We start from the raw sequence: 15,751 nt of genomic DNA on the forward strand, positions 1-15,751 counted from the left end.
GCCGAATTGACAGACTGCTCATTCGACCCTCCAGCTAATTACGTTTTAACTATTGTTTCTTTTGTTCTGCTTGTTCCTGGCTCATCTTTGTTCGAAAGGGACTCTCGATTTTTTGTCCTGGTTCGTTGGCTAAATTAGTCCGGACGACCAGCACGTCACAAGCCGCGTTACGGGTCACAAAGTCCGTTACGGAACCGGTCATGACACGTTCCAGTGTGTTCATCCCGGTTGCGCCCATCATAATCAGGTCATTATGGTGTTCCCGAGTAAAATCAAGGGCAATGACTGTTTTGGGGTTACCAAAGCGAATATGGGTGCTGACATCAGTCAGGCCATACTTGTCCTTGATCTGACTGGTTAATTCAGTCAAATATTCCGTCGCATCTTCTACTAATGAATTAACGAGGTTGCCATTTGACAGGCCACCATAGTAGTTGGACTGATGCGTATCAATGATACTGATCAGATCCAGATGGGCTTCATTTCGCGTTGCGACACCAATGGCTTTGGCGAGAGCCAGTTCAGCAAATTTCGAGGTGTCTAGTGGTACAGCAATCGATTTGTATTTTAGCATGTCTCTTTCTCCCCCATATCAAGCAGTTTAGTGCTTGTTAATAGATAAACCGGGTTTCAATTGAACGTTATACACGGCCTAAAACAACTTGCGTAGTTTCTGCTAGGACGTGACCAGTCATTGCGTCATGCAGCTGGTTGAGCCAAAAGCCGTTTTCTAGTGGCAACTTTGTATCTAAGGCGTAGACCGTTACCGTGTAATGATGATCTTTATCGGGTGGTAGCGGACCGCTGTAATGCTGGCTGGTCTGTGGATTTTGATTGTTCACTAAGCCGCCAGCAGTGGAATTATTACCGAATGTCATGGGCACATCGCCACTTTGACTGGCATTTTCAGGAATCGTTGTTAAGTTACCCGGCAGGTTAGCGGCGACCCAGTGAATCCAAGTAAAACCGCCGACTGGAATAGCGTCGTGGTCGATCATGGTCACTGCATAGGTCTCCGTTTCTGCGGGTGCGTCTTTGATGTCAATGGGAAATGACCGGGTAGGGCCGTTATCAATACGATACTCTGCGGGTGCGTACTTACCGTAAATATCAGGCAAATAGCCATTTTCTTCAGGCACTTTGATTTGCATCATACCACGCTCCTTTATCAAACTTATCTTCATTATTATAACGCATTTTAAAGGCAGTGCGACAACCACTGTTCACCAAGTGTGGCAAAGGCGTATTGCAATCCTAGTTCAGAGCGGAGTATGCTGGTTCTAAATAACAATAAGGTGGCGTCTGCAGTGGAGAATACTGAAAAAATTGCGATATTACAAAAACTGATTCAAATTAAGTCGGTCAATGGTAATGAGGCAGCCGTTGCGCGCTACATCGCTTCGTTGTTTGCACCCTATGGACATCAGGCTAAGGTGGAAGTTGTCACTTATGCTCCCGGCCGCGATAATCTGGTGGTTACGATTGGTGCTCCTGAGGGTCAGCAGCTGGGCTTTTCCGGCCACGAAGACGTGGTGGCTCCCGGCGATATCAGCGCCTGGCACCATGATCCATTTGCGGGTGAGATCGTTGACGGTAATCTGTATGGCCGCGGGGCCTCGGATATGAAATCCGGGCTGGCGGCGGTCGTGATCGCCATGCTGGAGTTACTGGAGGATAACATAGCACTGAAGGGCTCAATTCGTCTGCTAGCAACGGTTGGTGAAGAGACCGGTGAATACGGTGCTGCCCAGCTAACCAAGGGCGGTTACGCGGATCAACTGGCTGGTTTGGTCATTGCAGAGCCAACGGGATTAAACAGAATTGCCTATACCTCTCGTGGGGTGATCGACTACCATGTCGATTCGATCGGTAAATCGGTACACAGTGCCCAATCGTCTAAGGGCATCAACGCCATCGATAATCTGATCGTTTTCTACAATGAAGTGACGGCCATCATGCAGCAGTTTGATAAAATTGATCCGGTACTGGGTGGCTTACTGCACAACGTGGATCTGATCTCTGGTGGCGAGCAGATCAATAGTATTCCAGGCAAGGCCCGCTTATCAGCCAACGTGCGGACCATTCCGGCGTACCCGAACCAATTGATCTATGATACACTGGAAAAGCTTGTCCATCGCTTAAATGACCGGTCCGGCTTTCAGTTGAAACTGTCATACAGTTATCCGGAAGAGGCGATCCCTGGTCGAGCAGATGCGCCATTAGTCAAACTAGCCCAAAAGATCGGCCACCGCATCATCGGTAACCGCGTGGTGCCAGTGGGCGCTGGCGGGGCCAGTGACGCCTCGGAATTTTTACAAGCCAACGCCCGCTTCTCGGCGATCGTTTACGGTCCGGGAAGCGATACGTCTCATGAAGCGGATGAGTACGTAGAAGTTGAAGAGTTTTTACAGTCTACGGTGCTGTATCGGAAGCTGGCGCTGGCGTTTTTGGCGGGGTAATTTTACATTGCCGAACTGGGCTGCGAAAAGCAAAGAGCTGCATGTAACCACGTGGCAACCAAAATCCAAGTTCGGGATTTTCGTTGCCCCGCAGTTACACTCCGCTCTCTAAGCGCTTTTCTCCGCACCTTAACATTGGAGGTTACTATATATGCAAGTTTCAAAAGGACGCGCCAACTTAATGTTGCTGTTGGCCGCTATTATTTGGGGCGCTGGCTACATTTTTTCTAAAATGGCCACCAACGCCCACATGCAAGCCGGCTTGATCAATGCTATTCGCGGATTTATCTACGCAGGCCTTGCCTTTATCTTTTTTCACAAATTTATTTTAAAAATGAACAGCGTTGACCTGCGAATCGGGTTAACAGCAGGCTTTATCAACTTTTTAGGGTATCAGTTTCAGACCTGGGGCTTACGGTTTACCACGCCCTCTAATAACGCGTTTTTAACGGCGATCTACGTGGTGATTATTCCCCTGATTGTATGGGTGATGTTTCGGCGCCGGCCGGAAGCCAAGAGTTATCCAGCAATTATTGTGGCCATCATTGGCATGGGCTTTTTGACTAACATCGTGCAAAATGGATTTACCTTACATATTGGTGATCTGCTGACCCTGATCTCGGCCTTTTTTTATGCGCTGCAGATCGTCTACTTCGGTATGCGGACCACCAGCACCAGTCCCTTTGTGCTGTCGTTTATGCTGGGAATCACACAGGGCACCTTTGGCCTGATCTGGTCCCTGCTGTTTGAACAGACTTCCTATGGTGTAATCAATTGGCAGGCCGGTTTGTGGCCGGTGATCGTGCTGGGCATTCTATCGTCGTTTGGCGCGCAGACCCTGCAGATTATTGGTCAGCGGTTTACGGATCCCACGCCAGCCGGCTTGATCTTAATGACCGAGTCCATGTTTGGCAGCATTTTCTCCGTGGTGTTAGGCTTTGAACCGTTCACCATGCATCTGCTACTGGGAGGCGTCTTGATCGTGATTGCGATTTTGATCATGCAGCTCGATTTTTCCCGTTTTCGGTCAGTTGAATAGTCTTTGAAATCAAAAGCAGCGTTCAGATAACACCATCTGGTGTTTCTGAACGCTGCTTTTGATCAAGTTCGACTGAATACTGCGCGACTCATTACTTCACGAAGCGAAGCACGTAGTTACCCTGTGCATCCGAAGTAATCGTATAGGTAGAATATCCATCCTTCAGCCATTGCGATTTCGTGGCTTGAGCCCAACTCTTGGCGTCTGAGACGGAGGAGAAGGTATGAGACTGACTGAATGTGATGGATCCTGAGTTGTTTTTGTTGTTGTCGGTTTTCTTGGAAGATGACCCAGCTGAGTTAGAAGAAGTAGTATTGGCAGAGCTAGACGATTGCCGGGTATCGGACTTGGCTTTCGCGTCGTTTAGCTTTTTTTGTTCGCGGTTCTTAATTGTTGCATCTGATTCCTGATTAATCGAACTTTGCAAAGAGTTTCGCTGAGATGAAGTGACCCCTTTATCATACGTTGACCCGTTTGAAGAGTCTTCGGTAGAATTATCTGGGACTGAACGGGACGCCGTACTTTGAGACGAACTGTCAGCCCTTTTATTACTTGAACTATTATCGTTAACAGATTGTTCGGTGTTTTCGGCACCATTTTCGACTTTAGTCGTGCGGTTAGCAAGCCAAACGCCGACACCGACCACCAGCGCTAGTGTGACTAAAAAGCTGACGATGATCTGCCGTAAACGACTGGGACGTTTAGGGCCCTTCCGCTTTGGCGGCTGATTCTTATCGGTGTTGAAGTTATAGCGTTGCATACGCGATTGCGGTTCTTGATTATTCACGTAAAATACCTCCAATATCAAGAACGAGCGAACAAGCCATTAAAATACTACTAGGATTAGTTTAACTCATTTAGGCTTAAAGTTTACTATTTTTTACTCATTTTGTAAAATTTGCGTTAAATATATTAAATGGTCAGTTTATGGTAAAATTAAATGTGACGGTGTGCAGGGGAAAGGGTTGATTTGAATGTCTGCAACGATCAAGGATATTGCGGAAGCAGCCGGCGTTTCTGCCGCGACTGTTTCCCGGGTACTGGGTAACAAAGAAGGGTTTTATTCGCAATCCACAGCTACTCGAGTTCGTAAAATTGCAGCATCGTTAGACTATGAAAAAAATACCAGCGCGGTTGAACTGGTCACCCAAAAAAGCCATGTCATTGGGGTGATCATTTCGGCCACTAAGACTAATTTTTCCGATAAGATCATTGAAGGTATCCACGCCGAAGCGATTCGGCATGGCCTCAGTGTGATCATGCTGTACGCGGGGCAAAACGATCCGCAACTGCAGGAACAGGCGTTACGGACCCTGATCGAACGTGCTGTGAAGGGTATTTTGGTAGTGGCTATTGAACTTACCGATAAGAATTTAGCCCTATTGCAGGACTCCCAGATTCCTTATCGCTTCTTATCGACTTCGTACAATAGTAACAAGCTTCCTTCGATTGCCTCGGATGATTATCAAATCGGCTATCAGGCAACCAGACATCTGATTGAGCGCGGGCACCGTAAAATCGGCTTAGTCGCCATGGATACCAGTGGTCATATCGGTCAGCAGCGAGTCGCTGGCTATCGGGCGGCCATGATCCAAGAAGCGCTGCCGGTCAAGGATGAATGGGTCAAAGTGGGGATGTATACTTATGAAGATGGCATCAAGGCCATGCAGGCGTTTGGCCAGCAGCCAGAGGTTACTGCAATCATTGGTGCCAGCGATCTGGCGGCGATCGGCGTCTTGAATCAAGCTATGCAGTATGATATTCAGGTGCCCAAACAGCTCGCCATCGTCAGTATCGATGGCACCTATCTCGCCCGTATCGTGCGCCCGCAATTAACAACGGTCACGCAGGCGTTTTATGAGATGGGGACTTTGGGCACGCAAATGTTACTTGATCAAACGCAGCAAACGATCTCGCAATTCACGCCCATTAAGATTGAAACAAGACAAAGTACATAATTTGAAAGGTGGTTTTTCTTGTGCATAATGATATTCCGCAAATTCCGTTAGCAAATGGTCAAACGATTCCGCAACTGGGCTTAGGTGTTTTTCAAGTTGATAACGAAAACGACATTAAAAATTCGGTGAAGTGGGCGTTGGCAGCCGGCTATCGTCACATTGATACCGCTGCTTACTACGGCAACGAACAGTGGGTCGGTGAAGCCATCCGTGAAAGCGGCTTGGATCGTAAGGACCTCTTTGTAACGTCCAAGCTATGGAACAGCGTGCGCGGTTATGATGAAACCAAGCAGGCCTTTCAAGCTAGTCTGGATAAATTAGGACTGGATTACTTAGACCTTTACCTCATTCACTGGCCAGCACCCGGTTACGTTGACAGCTGGAAAGCCATGGAAGACCTGTACCGCGATGGTAAGATCAAAAACATCGGTGTTTCTAACTTTGAACAAAATCAACTAGAAGACTTGATGAGTAAGACTGAAATCAAGCCCGAAGTGGATCAAATCGAGACCCACCCTTATTTCCAGCAAACTGAAATGCACGCTTACCTGGAAAGCCAGGGGATTCAACACGAATCATGGAGTCCGCTTGGTGGCGGTAAAAACAACGCAGTTAACGATCCGCTGTTCAAGAAGTTAGCGGCTGCTCACAACGTAACACCGGCTCAAGTGATCTTACGCTGGCACGTGCAACGTGAAGAAGTGGTCATTCCCAAGTCGATTCATGAAGACCGGGTTAAGGCTAACCGTAATATCTTTGCGTGGGGTCTTGATGAAGACGAAATGGAAGCTATCGCTAAACTGGACCAGGGCAAACGAGTCGGCCCAGGCCCACAAGATGCTGCTTGGCTGAAGAAGTCACAGAGTTATAGTGGGCGTAAATAACAGTGTGCGATAAAGCTCGGTAGATTCCAGAATTTAACGCCAATAAGGCCTATTTCGGCGAACTTTGTCGGAGTAGGCCTTATTGGCGTTAAATGGCCGGGATCTGAGCTTTAGCGCATGATTAGGCTATATTGAAGTATTGGAAAAATGGTCATTTTTTGACTATTTTCAGTTAAGAAGTCAGTTGAAATGCTAACCAATATCGACTTATGGCATAATCTCCATTTTACGTTAACGCTGTTGCTTACCACCGCCGCCTTGGTTAAAATGGTGATATGGATTTTAATCGATTAAAACAGTTAAGTGAAGGAGGGATTTTTTGACACATCGAATAAAGTGGGCAACGTTATCGATTGTGATTTACGTGATTTTCGTGGTCTGCGCAATAGCGTTTAAGCTGCTTGACCCAGCTAAAATCGGCCTTTCTTGGACCGTTTTCTGGTACATTGCTGCTGCCGGCTTGATGTACTACTTTTACTTTAAAAACATGGCGTATCAAGAAGTGATCTATTACGCGCGACAGTTTCATTTAACCAGACTAGATCTGGAAGCCATGGTGCCGAACCGCAAAAAGACGGCTGAAGTGCCGGATCCGGACCATCCCAGTATTTTTACGCCACTCATTTCAGTACCGCTGAGCGTGACGAACCGACTGACGGATATATTGGAAAAGCGGGCCAAGGATGAGCACGTGGCGCCATTTAAATAGGTTTAGATAGTAAAATCCTCACCACACTTGAAATGTGATGAGGATTTTTAATCACGGTATCAACTAAGCTAAATCACTGATGCACCAACGATACTTGATAAGATCATGGTTAAAATGCCATCCGCAATCAACGCAATCAACAGGGCGTGGACTTTATCCAAACCGCGAGTCTGTTTGAACTCCAGAATGGTATATGCATAACCAATCGAGTAGACGGTAGATGTCAGTAGGATGAAAAGAAATAGTAAAAAGGCACCTGACAATGTATTCAGCAGTGCAATGAACACCATGCCCAGTAATAGGAAAATGAGGCTGAGGTTGGTGTAACCGGCTAAGCGAGTCGCAAACCCGAGGTAGGTTTCGTGCTCATCACCGATCAGGTAACGCCGGGTTAACCAGCCGACCAAAACGAATAGGGCCATAAAAATAAGTGCAATTAAGAAAATTTTGAGAAAGATGGTGAAGCCGCTACCGGTTGGATAATTGGGAAAAGTTGAGCCGTTACTATCCGATTGACCGTTCAATTCACTGATGGCTGAACTGAGGTCATTAATAAGTAACGTCAACTCTTTGATGATCCGGTAAAGAGCGACCATGCCAGTAATACCAATCAAAAGAGCTGCCAGAATAAACGAAGTGATACCGAAAAATTTATTACCTTCTAGATCAACATCACTGGGATGCTTGATTGATTCCCAGAGCCAGCTGAAATAGTTAGTGGAGTACTTTTTGGCTGCCTCCACGTTTGGGTTAGGCTGTGGTGCACGTTGCTGTGTTGCTTGCTGTTGAAAAGGCTGTTCCTGCGCGGATTGCTGCTGTGACTGAGCATTAAACTGCGTTAAATTATACCCGCAATTGGTACAAAATTTTGCGTCTGGCTTCAGTTTGGCGCCGCAATTGGGACAAAAACTAGGACCTGATGATTCACTCATGATGATTCCCCCTAAAAATAAATACAATACACTATAAAAGTATCACAAATAGTTAATGGATAGGTAGACTTTTTTCAATCTTTTTGGGCGATATTAATTAATTGGGTTTCAAAAAGTAAAGAGTTGCCGGTAAGCTATCTTGCACACCTGGTTTTTTTATGCTATCATCAACCTACTTTATTGCTTCTCAAATCAAGTAGTGCTCAGTCTGGGTGTCAGGAAGTCGGTGGTTGCTGCGAACCGATCAGGGCTGAGTTATAAAATACTGAGAAGCATCGTACGGAAAAACTAGAGCCGTTATCATCTAGTGAGTGGGGAGTATTTGCGTACTCCTAAGCTGGGTGGTACCACGGTTAGTCCAATCGTCCCTGTTGCGTCTTTTGACGTAGCAGGGACGATTTTTTATTTGAAGGGATTGTTAACAATGGAAGAACGGTCAAACGTCAAATTTGGCGAAGCAATTGCAGTTTTATTAATGATGTTAGTGGTCATGGGGACTGGTGTGATTGGGTTTGGAATTAGTCCCCAGATCCCGGTATTGATCGTAATCGGTTTAGTCATCCTCTGGGCGCGGTTTCGGCATTTTAGCTGGGACGAGATTCATAAGGGGATTACCGAAGGGGTCACTACGGGGATCGTGCCGATTTTTATCTTTATTTTGATTGGGGTTTTGATCAGTGTCTGGATTGCAGCCGGGATTATTCCGTCCTTAATGGTGGCTGGTTTTCACCTGCTGAGTGTGCAATGGTTCGTGCCATCAGTATTTTTAGTTTGTGCGCTGATTGGGACTTCGATTGGGAGTGCCTTTACGACGATTTCAACCGTGGGGATCGCGCTGTTCGGGATGGGAACTACCATGAACCTTAACCCGGCGTTAGTAGCGGGCGCCATTATTTCCGGTGCTATTTTTGGTGATAAGACCTCGCCATTATCAGATTCAACTAACCTGGCCGCCGCAATCGCGGATGCCGATTTATTTAAACACATTAAGAATCTGATGTGGTCGACGATTCCAGCTTTTCTGGTGTCATTAGTACTTTACGCCATTCTCGGTCATGGTGCTGCCAGTAGTGACGCGTTGACGAAGGTCTCCACAACGGTCAACGTCCTCAATGTTCACTTCGATATTACCTGGTGGGCGGCCTTACCAATTCTGCTGATGTTCATCTGTGCCTTTATGAAGATTCCAGCCATTGGGACGCTACTCATTAACATTGCAGTGGCCGTTGGCATGATTTTTATTGAAGACCCGACCACTAAAGTTCAGCCACTGGTCAAAATGATGGAAACCGGTTTTATTTCACATACTGGCAATCAAGCGGTGGATGCCTTACTGAGCCGAGGTGGTATTTCGTCGATGATGGGCACGGTGTCACTGATCTTTATGACACTTTCGCTAGGTGGCTTACTGATGAAATTTGATTTGATTCAAATTGCCATGAAGCCACTGGTTGATCGGCTGCATCGTAACGGTGATCTCGTTACCGCGGGTATTCTTGGCGGGATTGCCGTGAACCTGTTCGTTGGCGAACAGTACTTGTCAACGATCTTACCTGGTAAAGCCTTTAAGAAGCCCTTCAATGATCACGGCTTGGATAATTTAGCTTTGAGTCGGGTCCTTGAAGACGGTGGGACGGTTATTAATTACTTGGTTCCTTGGGGTGTTGCCAGTGTGTTTGCGGCGAATACTTTAGGTGTTAGCACGATGGCGTTTCTGCCATTTTGTTTCTTTAGTCTCCTGTCACCAGTCTTCTCAATTTTGAGTGGGTACACGGGAATTGGGTTGAAGAAGTTACCACAAAATGTGACTGAGCAATAATGATGTAGCAATCAAAAAGCGTTCGACGATTTTATTTCGCCGAACGCTTTTTTAATATTTAAATTAGTAAGAATCACCATTCAAAACAGAATTCTTAACCACCACGTAGTCAACTAAGCGGATATCCATCAGCTTGTTGCCACCAGCGTATGAAATGGAACTTTGCAGATCCTGCTGCATTTCTGACAGGGTATCGGCAATGTCACCGCGGTAAGGCACTAACATTTGCTTGCCTTCCACATTACGGTAGGCGCCTTTTTGGGTTTCTGAAGCGGAACCCCAGTATTGCTTGTAGTTCTTGCCATCGATTTTGATCATGGTACCAGGGGATTGCTGATGGCCGGCCAATAGTGAGCCAATCATGACCATGGTAGCGCCGAAGCGAATCGACTTGGCAATATCGCCGTTATAGCGGATCCCGCCATCGGCAATCAGCGGTTTGCTGGCAGCTTTGGAACAGAGCCGTAAAGCGGCTAACTGCCAGCCACCGGTACCAAAACCAGTCTTCAGCTTGGTGATGCAGGCTTTACCTGGGCCAATACCAACTTTAGTGGCATCGGCGCCGGCGTTTTCCAGTTCACGGACGGCTTCGGGTGTACCAACGTTACCGGCAATCACGAAACTAGCGGGCAGGTAGTGCTTGATGTGCTGAATCATTCGAATGACGGAGTTGGAATGCCCGTGTGCGATATCGATAGTGATATACTCTGGGACATCGTCGGCATCTGCTAACTCTTGAATGAAATCAAGCTCTTCCTGCTTCACGCCAACACTGATGGAAGCAAATAAATCTTTGCTGTGCATCATTTTAACGAAGGCGTGCCGTTTTTCTGGTTGAAACCGGTGCATGATGTAGAAATAATCGTTTTGAGCCAGCCAAACTGCCAGATCATCGTTAATCACGGTTTCCATGTTGGCGGGAACGACGGGAATTTTAAATGTTCGGGGACCAAATTTGACTGAAGTATCGGCTTCTGACCGGCTCTCAATAATACATTTATTCGGGATCAGTTGAATGTCTTCGTAGTCAAATACTTCTGGGTTGTTCATCATTGCATTACTCCTTATTCGTGGACGGTGGCGTCAGTATCTTGCCAGGCGTCGATCAAAACGTTGGTTTGCGTCCGGTCAGGGCCAACTGAGAAGGTGGCAATGTCTACGCCGACCAATTCAGCAAGCCGGTTAAGGTAATTTTGAGCGTTAACTGGCAGATCTTCAAACTTTTTAACGCCGGTAATATCGTCGTTCCAACCAGGAAATTCTTCGTAGATTGGTTTGCACTTTTTCAGTTCTTTCAAACTAGCTGGATAGTGGTAGATCGTTTCGCCATCGAGTTCGTAGGCTGTCGCAATTTTTAAAGTCTTCAGACCAGTCAGGATATCCAAACAGTTCAATGACAGGTGGGTTAAACCAGAAACCCGCTTTGCGTGACGCAGTACCACGGAATCAAACCAGCCAATTCGACGTGGTCGCTTGGTAACGGTGCCGTATTCATGGCCGGCTTCACGGATGAAGTCGCCCGTTTCATTATTTAATTCAGTTGGGAATGGGCCATCGCCGACACGTGAGGTGTAAGCTTTGCAGACACCGATCACTTCGTCGATTTTAGAAGGACCAACGCCGCTACCAATGGTGACTCCGCCGGCAACGGGACTGGAACTCGTCACAAATGGGTAAGTCCCGTGGTCGATATCCAGCATGACACCTTGAGCGCCTTCAAACAGCACGTGTTTACCAGCATCGATGGCATCGTTGATCACCACGGATGTATCGGTGACGTAGCGTTTGATTTCTTGCCCATATTCATAGAAGGGTTCAAAAATATCTTCAAATTTTAATGGTGCGTGATCATATAACTTGGTGATCATTTCGTTCTTTTCTGCGAGGTTTTGACGCAGCTTTTCTTCAAACGTATCTTTCTCTAATAAATCAGCAACCCGAATACCGATCCGTTCAGCTTTATCCATGTAAGCTGGACCGATACCTTTATTAGTGGTCCCAATTTTATCTGCTTTAGCTTCTTCTTGTAATTGATCAATGAGGATGTGGTATGGCAAAATAACGTGTGCCCGGTTAGAAATTCGCAGATTATCCGTAGAAACATTGCGATCGTGCAGGTAATGGAGTTCTTCAACCAATGACTTGGGGTTGAGCACAACGCCGTTACCGATCACACTTAACTTGTCTGAGTAGAAGATCCCAGATGGAATTAAGTGTAACTTGTAAGTTTCACCTTTGAAGACAATGGTATGACCAGCGTTGTCGCCGCCTGAATAACGTGAGACAACATCGGCCTGTTTGCTCAGAAAGTCGGTAATCTTACCCTTACCTTCGTCGCCCCATTGACTCCCTACTACTACTATAGATGACATTTAAACACCCCATATCTAAGATTGCTGAGCTGATGTAAATACGAACAACCCAGCAATTTATATATTACCAGCTTAGAAATTGGAAAGCAAGCAAAAACACGAATAATATTTTAAATTACGGCAATTAATGTTCACATTTTAGCTAAACGTGTTAAAACAAATAAGCTATATATAGGAACTTTTTAATAATTATCAATTTAATCATGCAAAGCGGTGCATATTATGTTATGATTTTGATGGAAATTCAGCTGTGAATTTCAATTAATGTTCGTCTTTTAATGAAATCAATCAGAAATGAGGATCATAATGCTCGAAAGATATACACGCCCAGAAATGGCGAAAATTTGGTCGCTTCATAACCAGTATCAATCTTGGCTGGAAGTCGAAATTGCGGTGGATGAAGCGTGGGCTCAATTAGGAGTCGTTCCTCAAGCAGACGTTGATAAGATCAACGCGAAAGCTACTTTTAATGAGGATCGAATTGCTGAGATCGAAGCAGTTACTCATCATGATGTTGTGGCGTTTACCCGCGATGTGTCTGAATCGCTGGGGGAAGAACGCAAGTGGATCCATTATGGCATGACCAGTACCGACGTTGTGGATACGGCACAGGGTTACCGGTTAAAACAAGCCAACGAACTCTTACGACAAGATTTACTGCACTTAAAAGAAGTTGTGCGCAAACAGGCACTTAAATATAAGAATACGGTGATGATCGGCCGAACCCACGGGGTACAAGCTGAACCAACTACTTTTGGCCTCAAATTAGCGCGGTGGTATTCTGAAATTAATCGGGATATTGACCGCTTTAATGAAGCCGCTAATGAAGTTGAAGCTGGCAAGATCAGCGGTGCGGTGGGAACGTTCGCCAACGTTCCGCCATACGTTGAAAAGTACGTCTGCGACAAATTAGGCATCCGGGCACAGGAAATTACCAGCCAAGTGCTGCCACGTGATCTGCATGCCCATTACATTGCTACCTTGGCGCTGATCGGGACGAGTTTGGAAGAATTTGCGACTGAGATCCGGTCACTGCAGCGGTCTGAAATTCATGAAGTTGAAGAACATTTCAACAAGGGACAAAAGGGCTCTTCAGCAATGCCGCATAAGCGCAACCCAATTGGTTCAGAAAATATTACCGGTCTAGCACGGGTACTCAGAGGCCATGTTCAAACGGCTTATGAAGACGTGGCATTATGGCATGAACGTGATATTTCCCATTCATCAGCGGAACGGATCATTTTGCCAGATACCACAACGCTGTTAGATTATATGCTGCACCGGTTTGCGAACATCGTGGAGAATTTAATGGTCTTCCCGGATCGAATGAAGCACAACATGACCTTAACGTATGGCTTGATCTATTCGCAACGGGTCATGTTGAAGCTGATCGATGCGGGGTTAACTAGGGAAACGGCGTATGACCTTGTTCAGCCATTAACGGCTAAGGCCTGGGATGAACATCTCCAGTTCCGGCCATTAGTAGAGGGCAACAAAACCATCATGTCGCACCTATCAGAAAAGGATATCGATGATGCGTTTGATTATCATTATCATATTCGCAGAGTGGGCGAGATATTTGAGAGGATTGGGTTAAAGTAAGTAAGGTGCGGAACCAGGCGGTTAGATAGCGTAGTGTAAGCCCACTATGGCAAAAATCCCGGGCTTGGATTTATGTCATAGTGGGCTTACATGCAGCTATCTGCCTGGTGGAGCCCGATTCAAAGTAAGGTGCGGAAGAAAGCGTTTAGAGAGTGGAGTGTAAGTTAACTACGCCAAAAATCCCGGTCTTGGATTTATGGCGTAGTTGGCTTACATGCAACTCTCTGCTTTCTGTAGCCTGATTCGGCTAGATAAAATAAAAAAACCAAACTCAAATGGGTTTGGCTTTTTTTATGCACATTTTTCAGATTACCTTGACACACACAGTAATCCAGCGTAGATTATTATGTGACAAACAGTAATCAAGGAGGTCACAAAAATGACCAGCCGACACGATATCTCCAAAGACCTGATCCGTGGCGCCACCGATGGGATTATTTTAAACATCCTGTCACAGGGCGATTCGTATGGCTATCAGATGGTGCAGCAGGTGACTGAACTGTCTGATGGGCATTATGAAATCAACGAAGCCACGCTATACACAGTTTTTCGACGCTTAAGCAAAAACGGGTTGATCGACAGCTACTACGGAAACGAGACCCAGGGTGGCCGTCGTAAGTACTACCACATCACCCAAGCTGGCAGCGCGGAACTGACCCAATTTCATAAAGACTGGCAATTTGCCAAAGAAACCATTACGCAACTAACGACTGGAGTGCTAAAACATGATTAACGACAAACTCATATCCGCTGCCTTAGACCCGATTTTTACGGTCTACGCGCAAAATGATGACGTACGGGATTTTTATAAGGAAGTCACGGCTGACGTTAAGGAGGCCGCGCAAGCTCTGCTGGATAATAAGCAGGCTACGGTTCCGCAGCAGGCCGTTGAAATGGCGGTTAAATCCTTAGGTGACTTGACCGAACCGCTACAGCTGATCAGCAGTCCCGCGGCATCTGCAGCAGTAGCGACGACCTCTGCGACCGTTGCTCAAAGCTGGTCTGACACCGAAGTTCGCCACATCATTTTGCGGGCGGATGAAACTCAAGTTCGGTTAGTGGCCAGTGCCGATGCTCAGATCCACGTCCACCAGTTTCAGCAGCCCAAGTTAGCTGCCAGCAAACTGCAGCTTAAACAAAGTGAAGACACGCTCTATCTGGCAGCACCATCGCCGCGCTGGTTCCAGTATCTGATTCCGTTCCGGCACCCCAAGTCAGTGGTCGAGATTGCTTTGCCAGCGCAGTTTGCCGGGACCTTAGACGTTGACTTGAAGTCAGGGTCGCTTTCAGCAACTGACCTTACCAATCAATTGCGAGCAACCTTAACGTTGCGGTCTGGCGGCATTACCATGGAACACGTCCAGTTCAAGACGCTTAGCGCGCAGCTGACTTCAGGATCATTTAAAGCTAACCACCTTGTGTGTGAGACGTTATCGCTGAATGCCCATTCCGGTGCGGTTCATCTGGCGAACGTTGAGACGATATTTGATCTCAGTGCCCATTCTGGCCTGGTTAAGGGCAATATGCTGGCAGGTGCCGGCCAATTTGATGTTCATTCCGGCAGTTTAACCCTGAATTGGCAGCGAATTGACGGCGATATTGCGGTGATCAATCATTCTGGAACGGTCAAGCTGCAGGCACCAGCCGCTGATTCATTCAAATTCGATCTGCAGGCGCAATCGGGAACCGTTAAAGTAACGCGCAACGCGACTTATAGTCTCCAGGTTCAAGGCGCGGCACTGGGTCAAGTTGGTGAGGCCCCGCAATACAGTGTGACAGTTAAAAACCATTCTGGGACGATTCGGCTAAATTAAACGAGTACACAAAAAAACCAAACTCGATTGAGTTTGGTTTTTTTAATGGTTCTATCATATCTGTTGTTGGTCATGTCACAAGACATGATCGACAACAGATTTTTCTTTCTGTAATCTATGTATGTTGACACGAAAAAAGGATATCGCCATTGCTTTATCCTTC

At 46.5% G+C, this 15,751-nt stretch carries 15 protein-coding genes; 9 read left to right on the plus strand and 6 right to left on the minus strand.

Going from position 1 to position 15,751, the window contains the following annotated elements; translation table 11 throughout:
* Positions 1 to 49 precede the first annotated feature (49 nt).
* Together CES79_RS10850 and CES79_RS10855 are read right to left on the minus strand one after the other, a co-directional pair.
* Positions 50 to 574, minus strand: a complete 525-nt coding sequence (locus CES79_RS10850; RefSeq protein ID WP_089137195.1) for a universal stress protein — start codon at positions 572 to 574, stop codon at positions 50 to 52.
* A gap of 67 nt (positions 575 to 641) precedes the next feature.
* Complete coding sequence (locus CES79_RS10855; protein ID WP_054655895.1) at positions 642 to 1,151, minus strand: YbhB/YbcL family Raf kinase inhibitor-like protein; 510 nt, start codon at positions 1,149 to 1,151, stop codon at positions 642 to 644.
* A 156-nt stretch (positions 1,152 to 1,307) separates the two neighbouring features.
* Here CES79_RS10855 and CES79_RS10860 point away from each other — a divergent pair, with 156 nt between their 5' ends.
* Together CES79_RS10860 and CES79_RS10865 are read left to right on the plus strand one after the other, a co-directional pair.
* Positions 1,308 to 2,459: an ArgE/DapE family deacylase gene (locus CES79_RS10860; RefSeq protein ID WP_089137196.1), complete on the plus strand. Its 1,152-nt coding sequence runs from the start codon at positions 1,308 to 1,310 to the stop codon at positions 2,457 to 2,459.
* Positions 2,460 to 2,610: 151 nt separating this feature from the next.
* Positions 2,611 to 3,498 carry a DMT family transporter gene (locus CES79_RS10865; RefSeq protein WP_089137197.1) on the plus strand — a complete coding sequence of 296 codons (888 nt, stop codon included), beginning with the start codon at positions 2,611 to 2,613 and terminating at the stop codon, positions 3,496 to 3,498.
* 91 nt (positions 3,499 to 3,589) lie between these two features.
* Here the strand turns inward: CES79_RS10865 and CES79_RS10870 are convergent, their stop codons facing one another.
* On the minus strand, positions 3,590 to 4,285 hold the full coding sequence (locus CES79_RS10870) for a hypothetical protein (RefSeq protein ID WP_089137198.1): 696 nt from the start codon (positions 4,283 to 4,285) through the stop codon (positions 3,590 to 3,592).
* Positions 4,286 to 4,472: 187 nt separating this feature from the next.
* Here CES79_RS10870 and CES79_RS10875 point away from each other — a divergent pair, with 187 nt between their 5' ends.
* The 3 genes from CES79_RS10875 (at position 4,473) to CES79_RS10885 (ending at position 7,049) form a co-directional block, all read left to right on the plus strand.
* The gene (locus CES79_RS10875; RefSeq protein ID WP_089137199.1) at positions 4,473 to 5,456 is read left to right on the plus strand and encodes a LacI family DNA-binding transcriptional regulator; all 984 of its coding nucleotides are present in this window, start codon (positions 4,473 to 4,475) and stop codon (positions 5,454 to 5,456) included.
* A 20-nt stretch (positions 5,457 to 5,476) separates the two neighbouring features.
* Positions 5,477 to 6,340, plus strand: a complete 864-nt coding sequence (locus CES79_RS10880; protein ID WP_089137200.1) for an aldo/keto reductase — start codon at positions 5,477 to 5,479, stop codon at positions 6,338 to 6,340.
* A gap of 319 nt (positions 6,341 to 6,659) precedes the next feature.
* Positions 6,660 to 7,049 (plus strand): hypothetical protein, encoded by a 390-nt coding sequence (locus tag CES79_RS10885; RefSeq protein ID WP_054655899.1) that lies wholly within the window; start codon positions 6,660 to 6,662, stop codon positions 7,047 to 7,049.
* 68 nt (positions 7,050 to 7,117) lie between these two features.
* Here the strand turns inward: CES79_RS10885 and CES79_RS10890 are convergent, their stop codons facing one another.
* Positions 7,118 to 7,981, minus strand: coding sequence for a zinc ribbon domain-containing protein (locus tag CES79_RS10890; RefSeq protein WP_054655901.1), 864 nt, complete (start codon positions 7,979 to 7,981; stop codon positions 7,118 to 7,120).
* 424 nt (positions 7,982 to 8,405) lie between these two features.
* Between CES79_RS10890 and nhaC the strand changes: the two genes are divergently transcribed.
* On the plus strand, positions 8,406 to 9,800 hold the full coding sequence (nhaC, locus tag CES79_RS10895) for a Na+/H+ antiporter NhaC (RefSeq protein WP_089137201.1): 1,395 nt from the start codon (positions 8,406 to 8,408) through the stop codon (positions 9,798 to 9,800).
* A 63-nt stretch (positions 9,801 to 9,863) separates the two neighbouring features.
* On the opposite strand, the gene CES79_RS10900 is transcribed toward nhaC, so the two are convergent.
* Entirely contained in the window at positions 9,864 to 10,850 is a 987-nt protein-coding gene (locus tag CES79_RS10900; protein ID WP_089137202.1) for a GMP reductase, read from the minus strand.
* A 14-nt stretch (positions 10,851 to 10,864) separates the two neighbouring features.
* Positions 10,865 to 12,172, minus strand: coding sequence for an adenylosuccinate synthase (locus tag CES79_RS10905; protein WP_054655905.1), 1,308 nt, complete (start codon positions 12,170 to 12,172; stop codon positions 10,865 to 10,867).
* A 306-nt stretch (positions 12,173 to 12,478) separates the two neighbouring features.
* Between CES79_RS10905 and purB the strand changes: the two genes are divergently transcribed.
* The 3 genes from purB to CES79_RS10920 all read left to right on the plus strand — a co-directional run bounded on the left by purB (position 12,479) and on the right by CES79_RS10920 (position 15,588).
* The gene (purB, locus tag CES79_RS10910; RefSeq protein WP_089137203.1) at positions 12,479 to 13,774 is read left to right on the plus strand and encodes an adenylosuccinate lyase; all 1,296 of its coding nucleotides are present in this window, start codon (positions 12,479 to 12,481) and stop codon (positions 13,772 to 13,774) included.
* 379 nt (positions 13,775 to 14,153) lie between these two features.
* Positions 14,154 to 14,507: a PadR family transcriptional regulator gene (locus tag CES79_RS10915; protein WP_054655907.1), complete on the plus strand. Its 354-nt coding sequence runs from the start codon at positions 14,154 to 14,156 to the stop codon at positions 14,505 to 14,507.
* Positions 14,500 to 15,588, plus strand: a complete 1,089-nt coding sequence (locus tag CES79_RS10920; protein WP_054655909.1) for a DUF4097 family beta strand repeat-containing protein — start codon at positions 14,500 to 14,502, stop codon at positions 15,586 to 15,588. Before CES79_RS10915 ends, CES79_RS10920 begins: the two co-directional genes overlap by 8 nt.
* The last annotated feature ends 163 nt before the right edge of the window (positions 15,589 to 15,751 follow it).

It is taken from the genome of Secundilactobacillus silagei JCM 19001, from assembly GCF_002217945.1.
In the GTDB taxonomy this organism is placed as follows: Bacteria; Bacillota; Bacilli; order Lactobacillales; family Lactobacillaceae; genus Secundilactobacillus; species Secundilactobacillus silagei.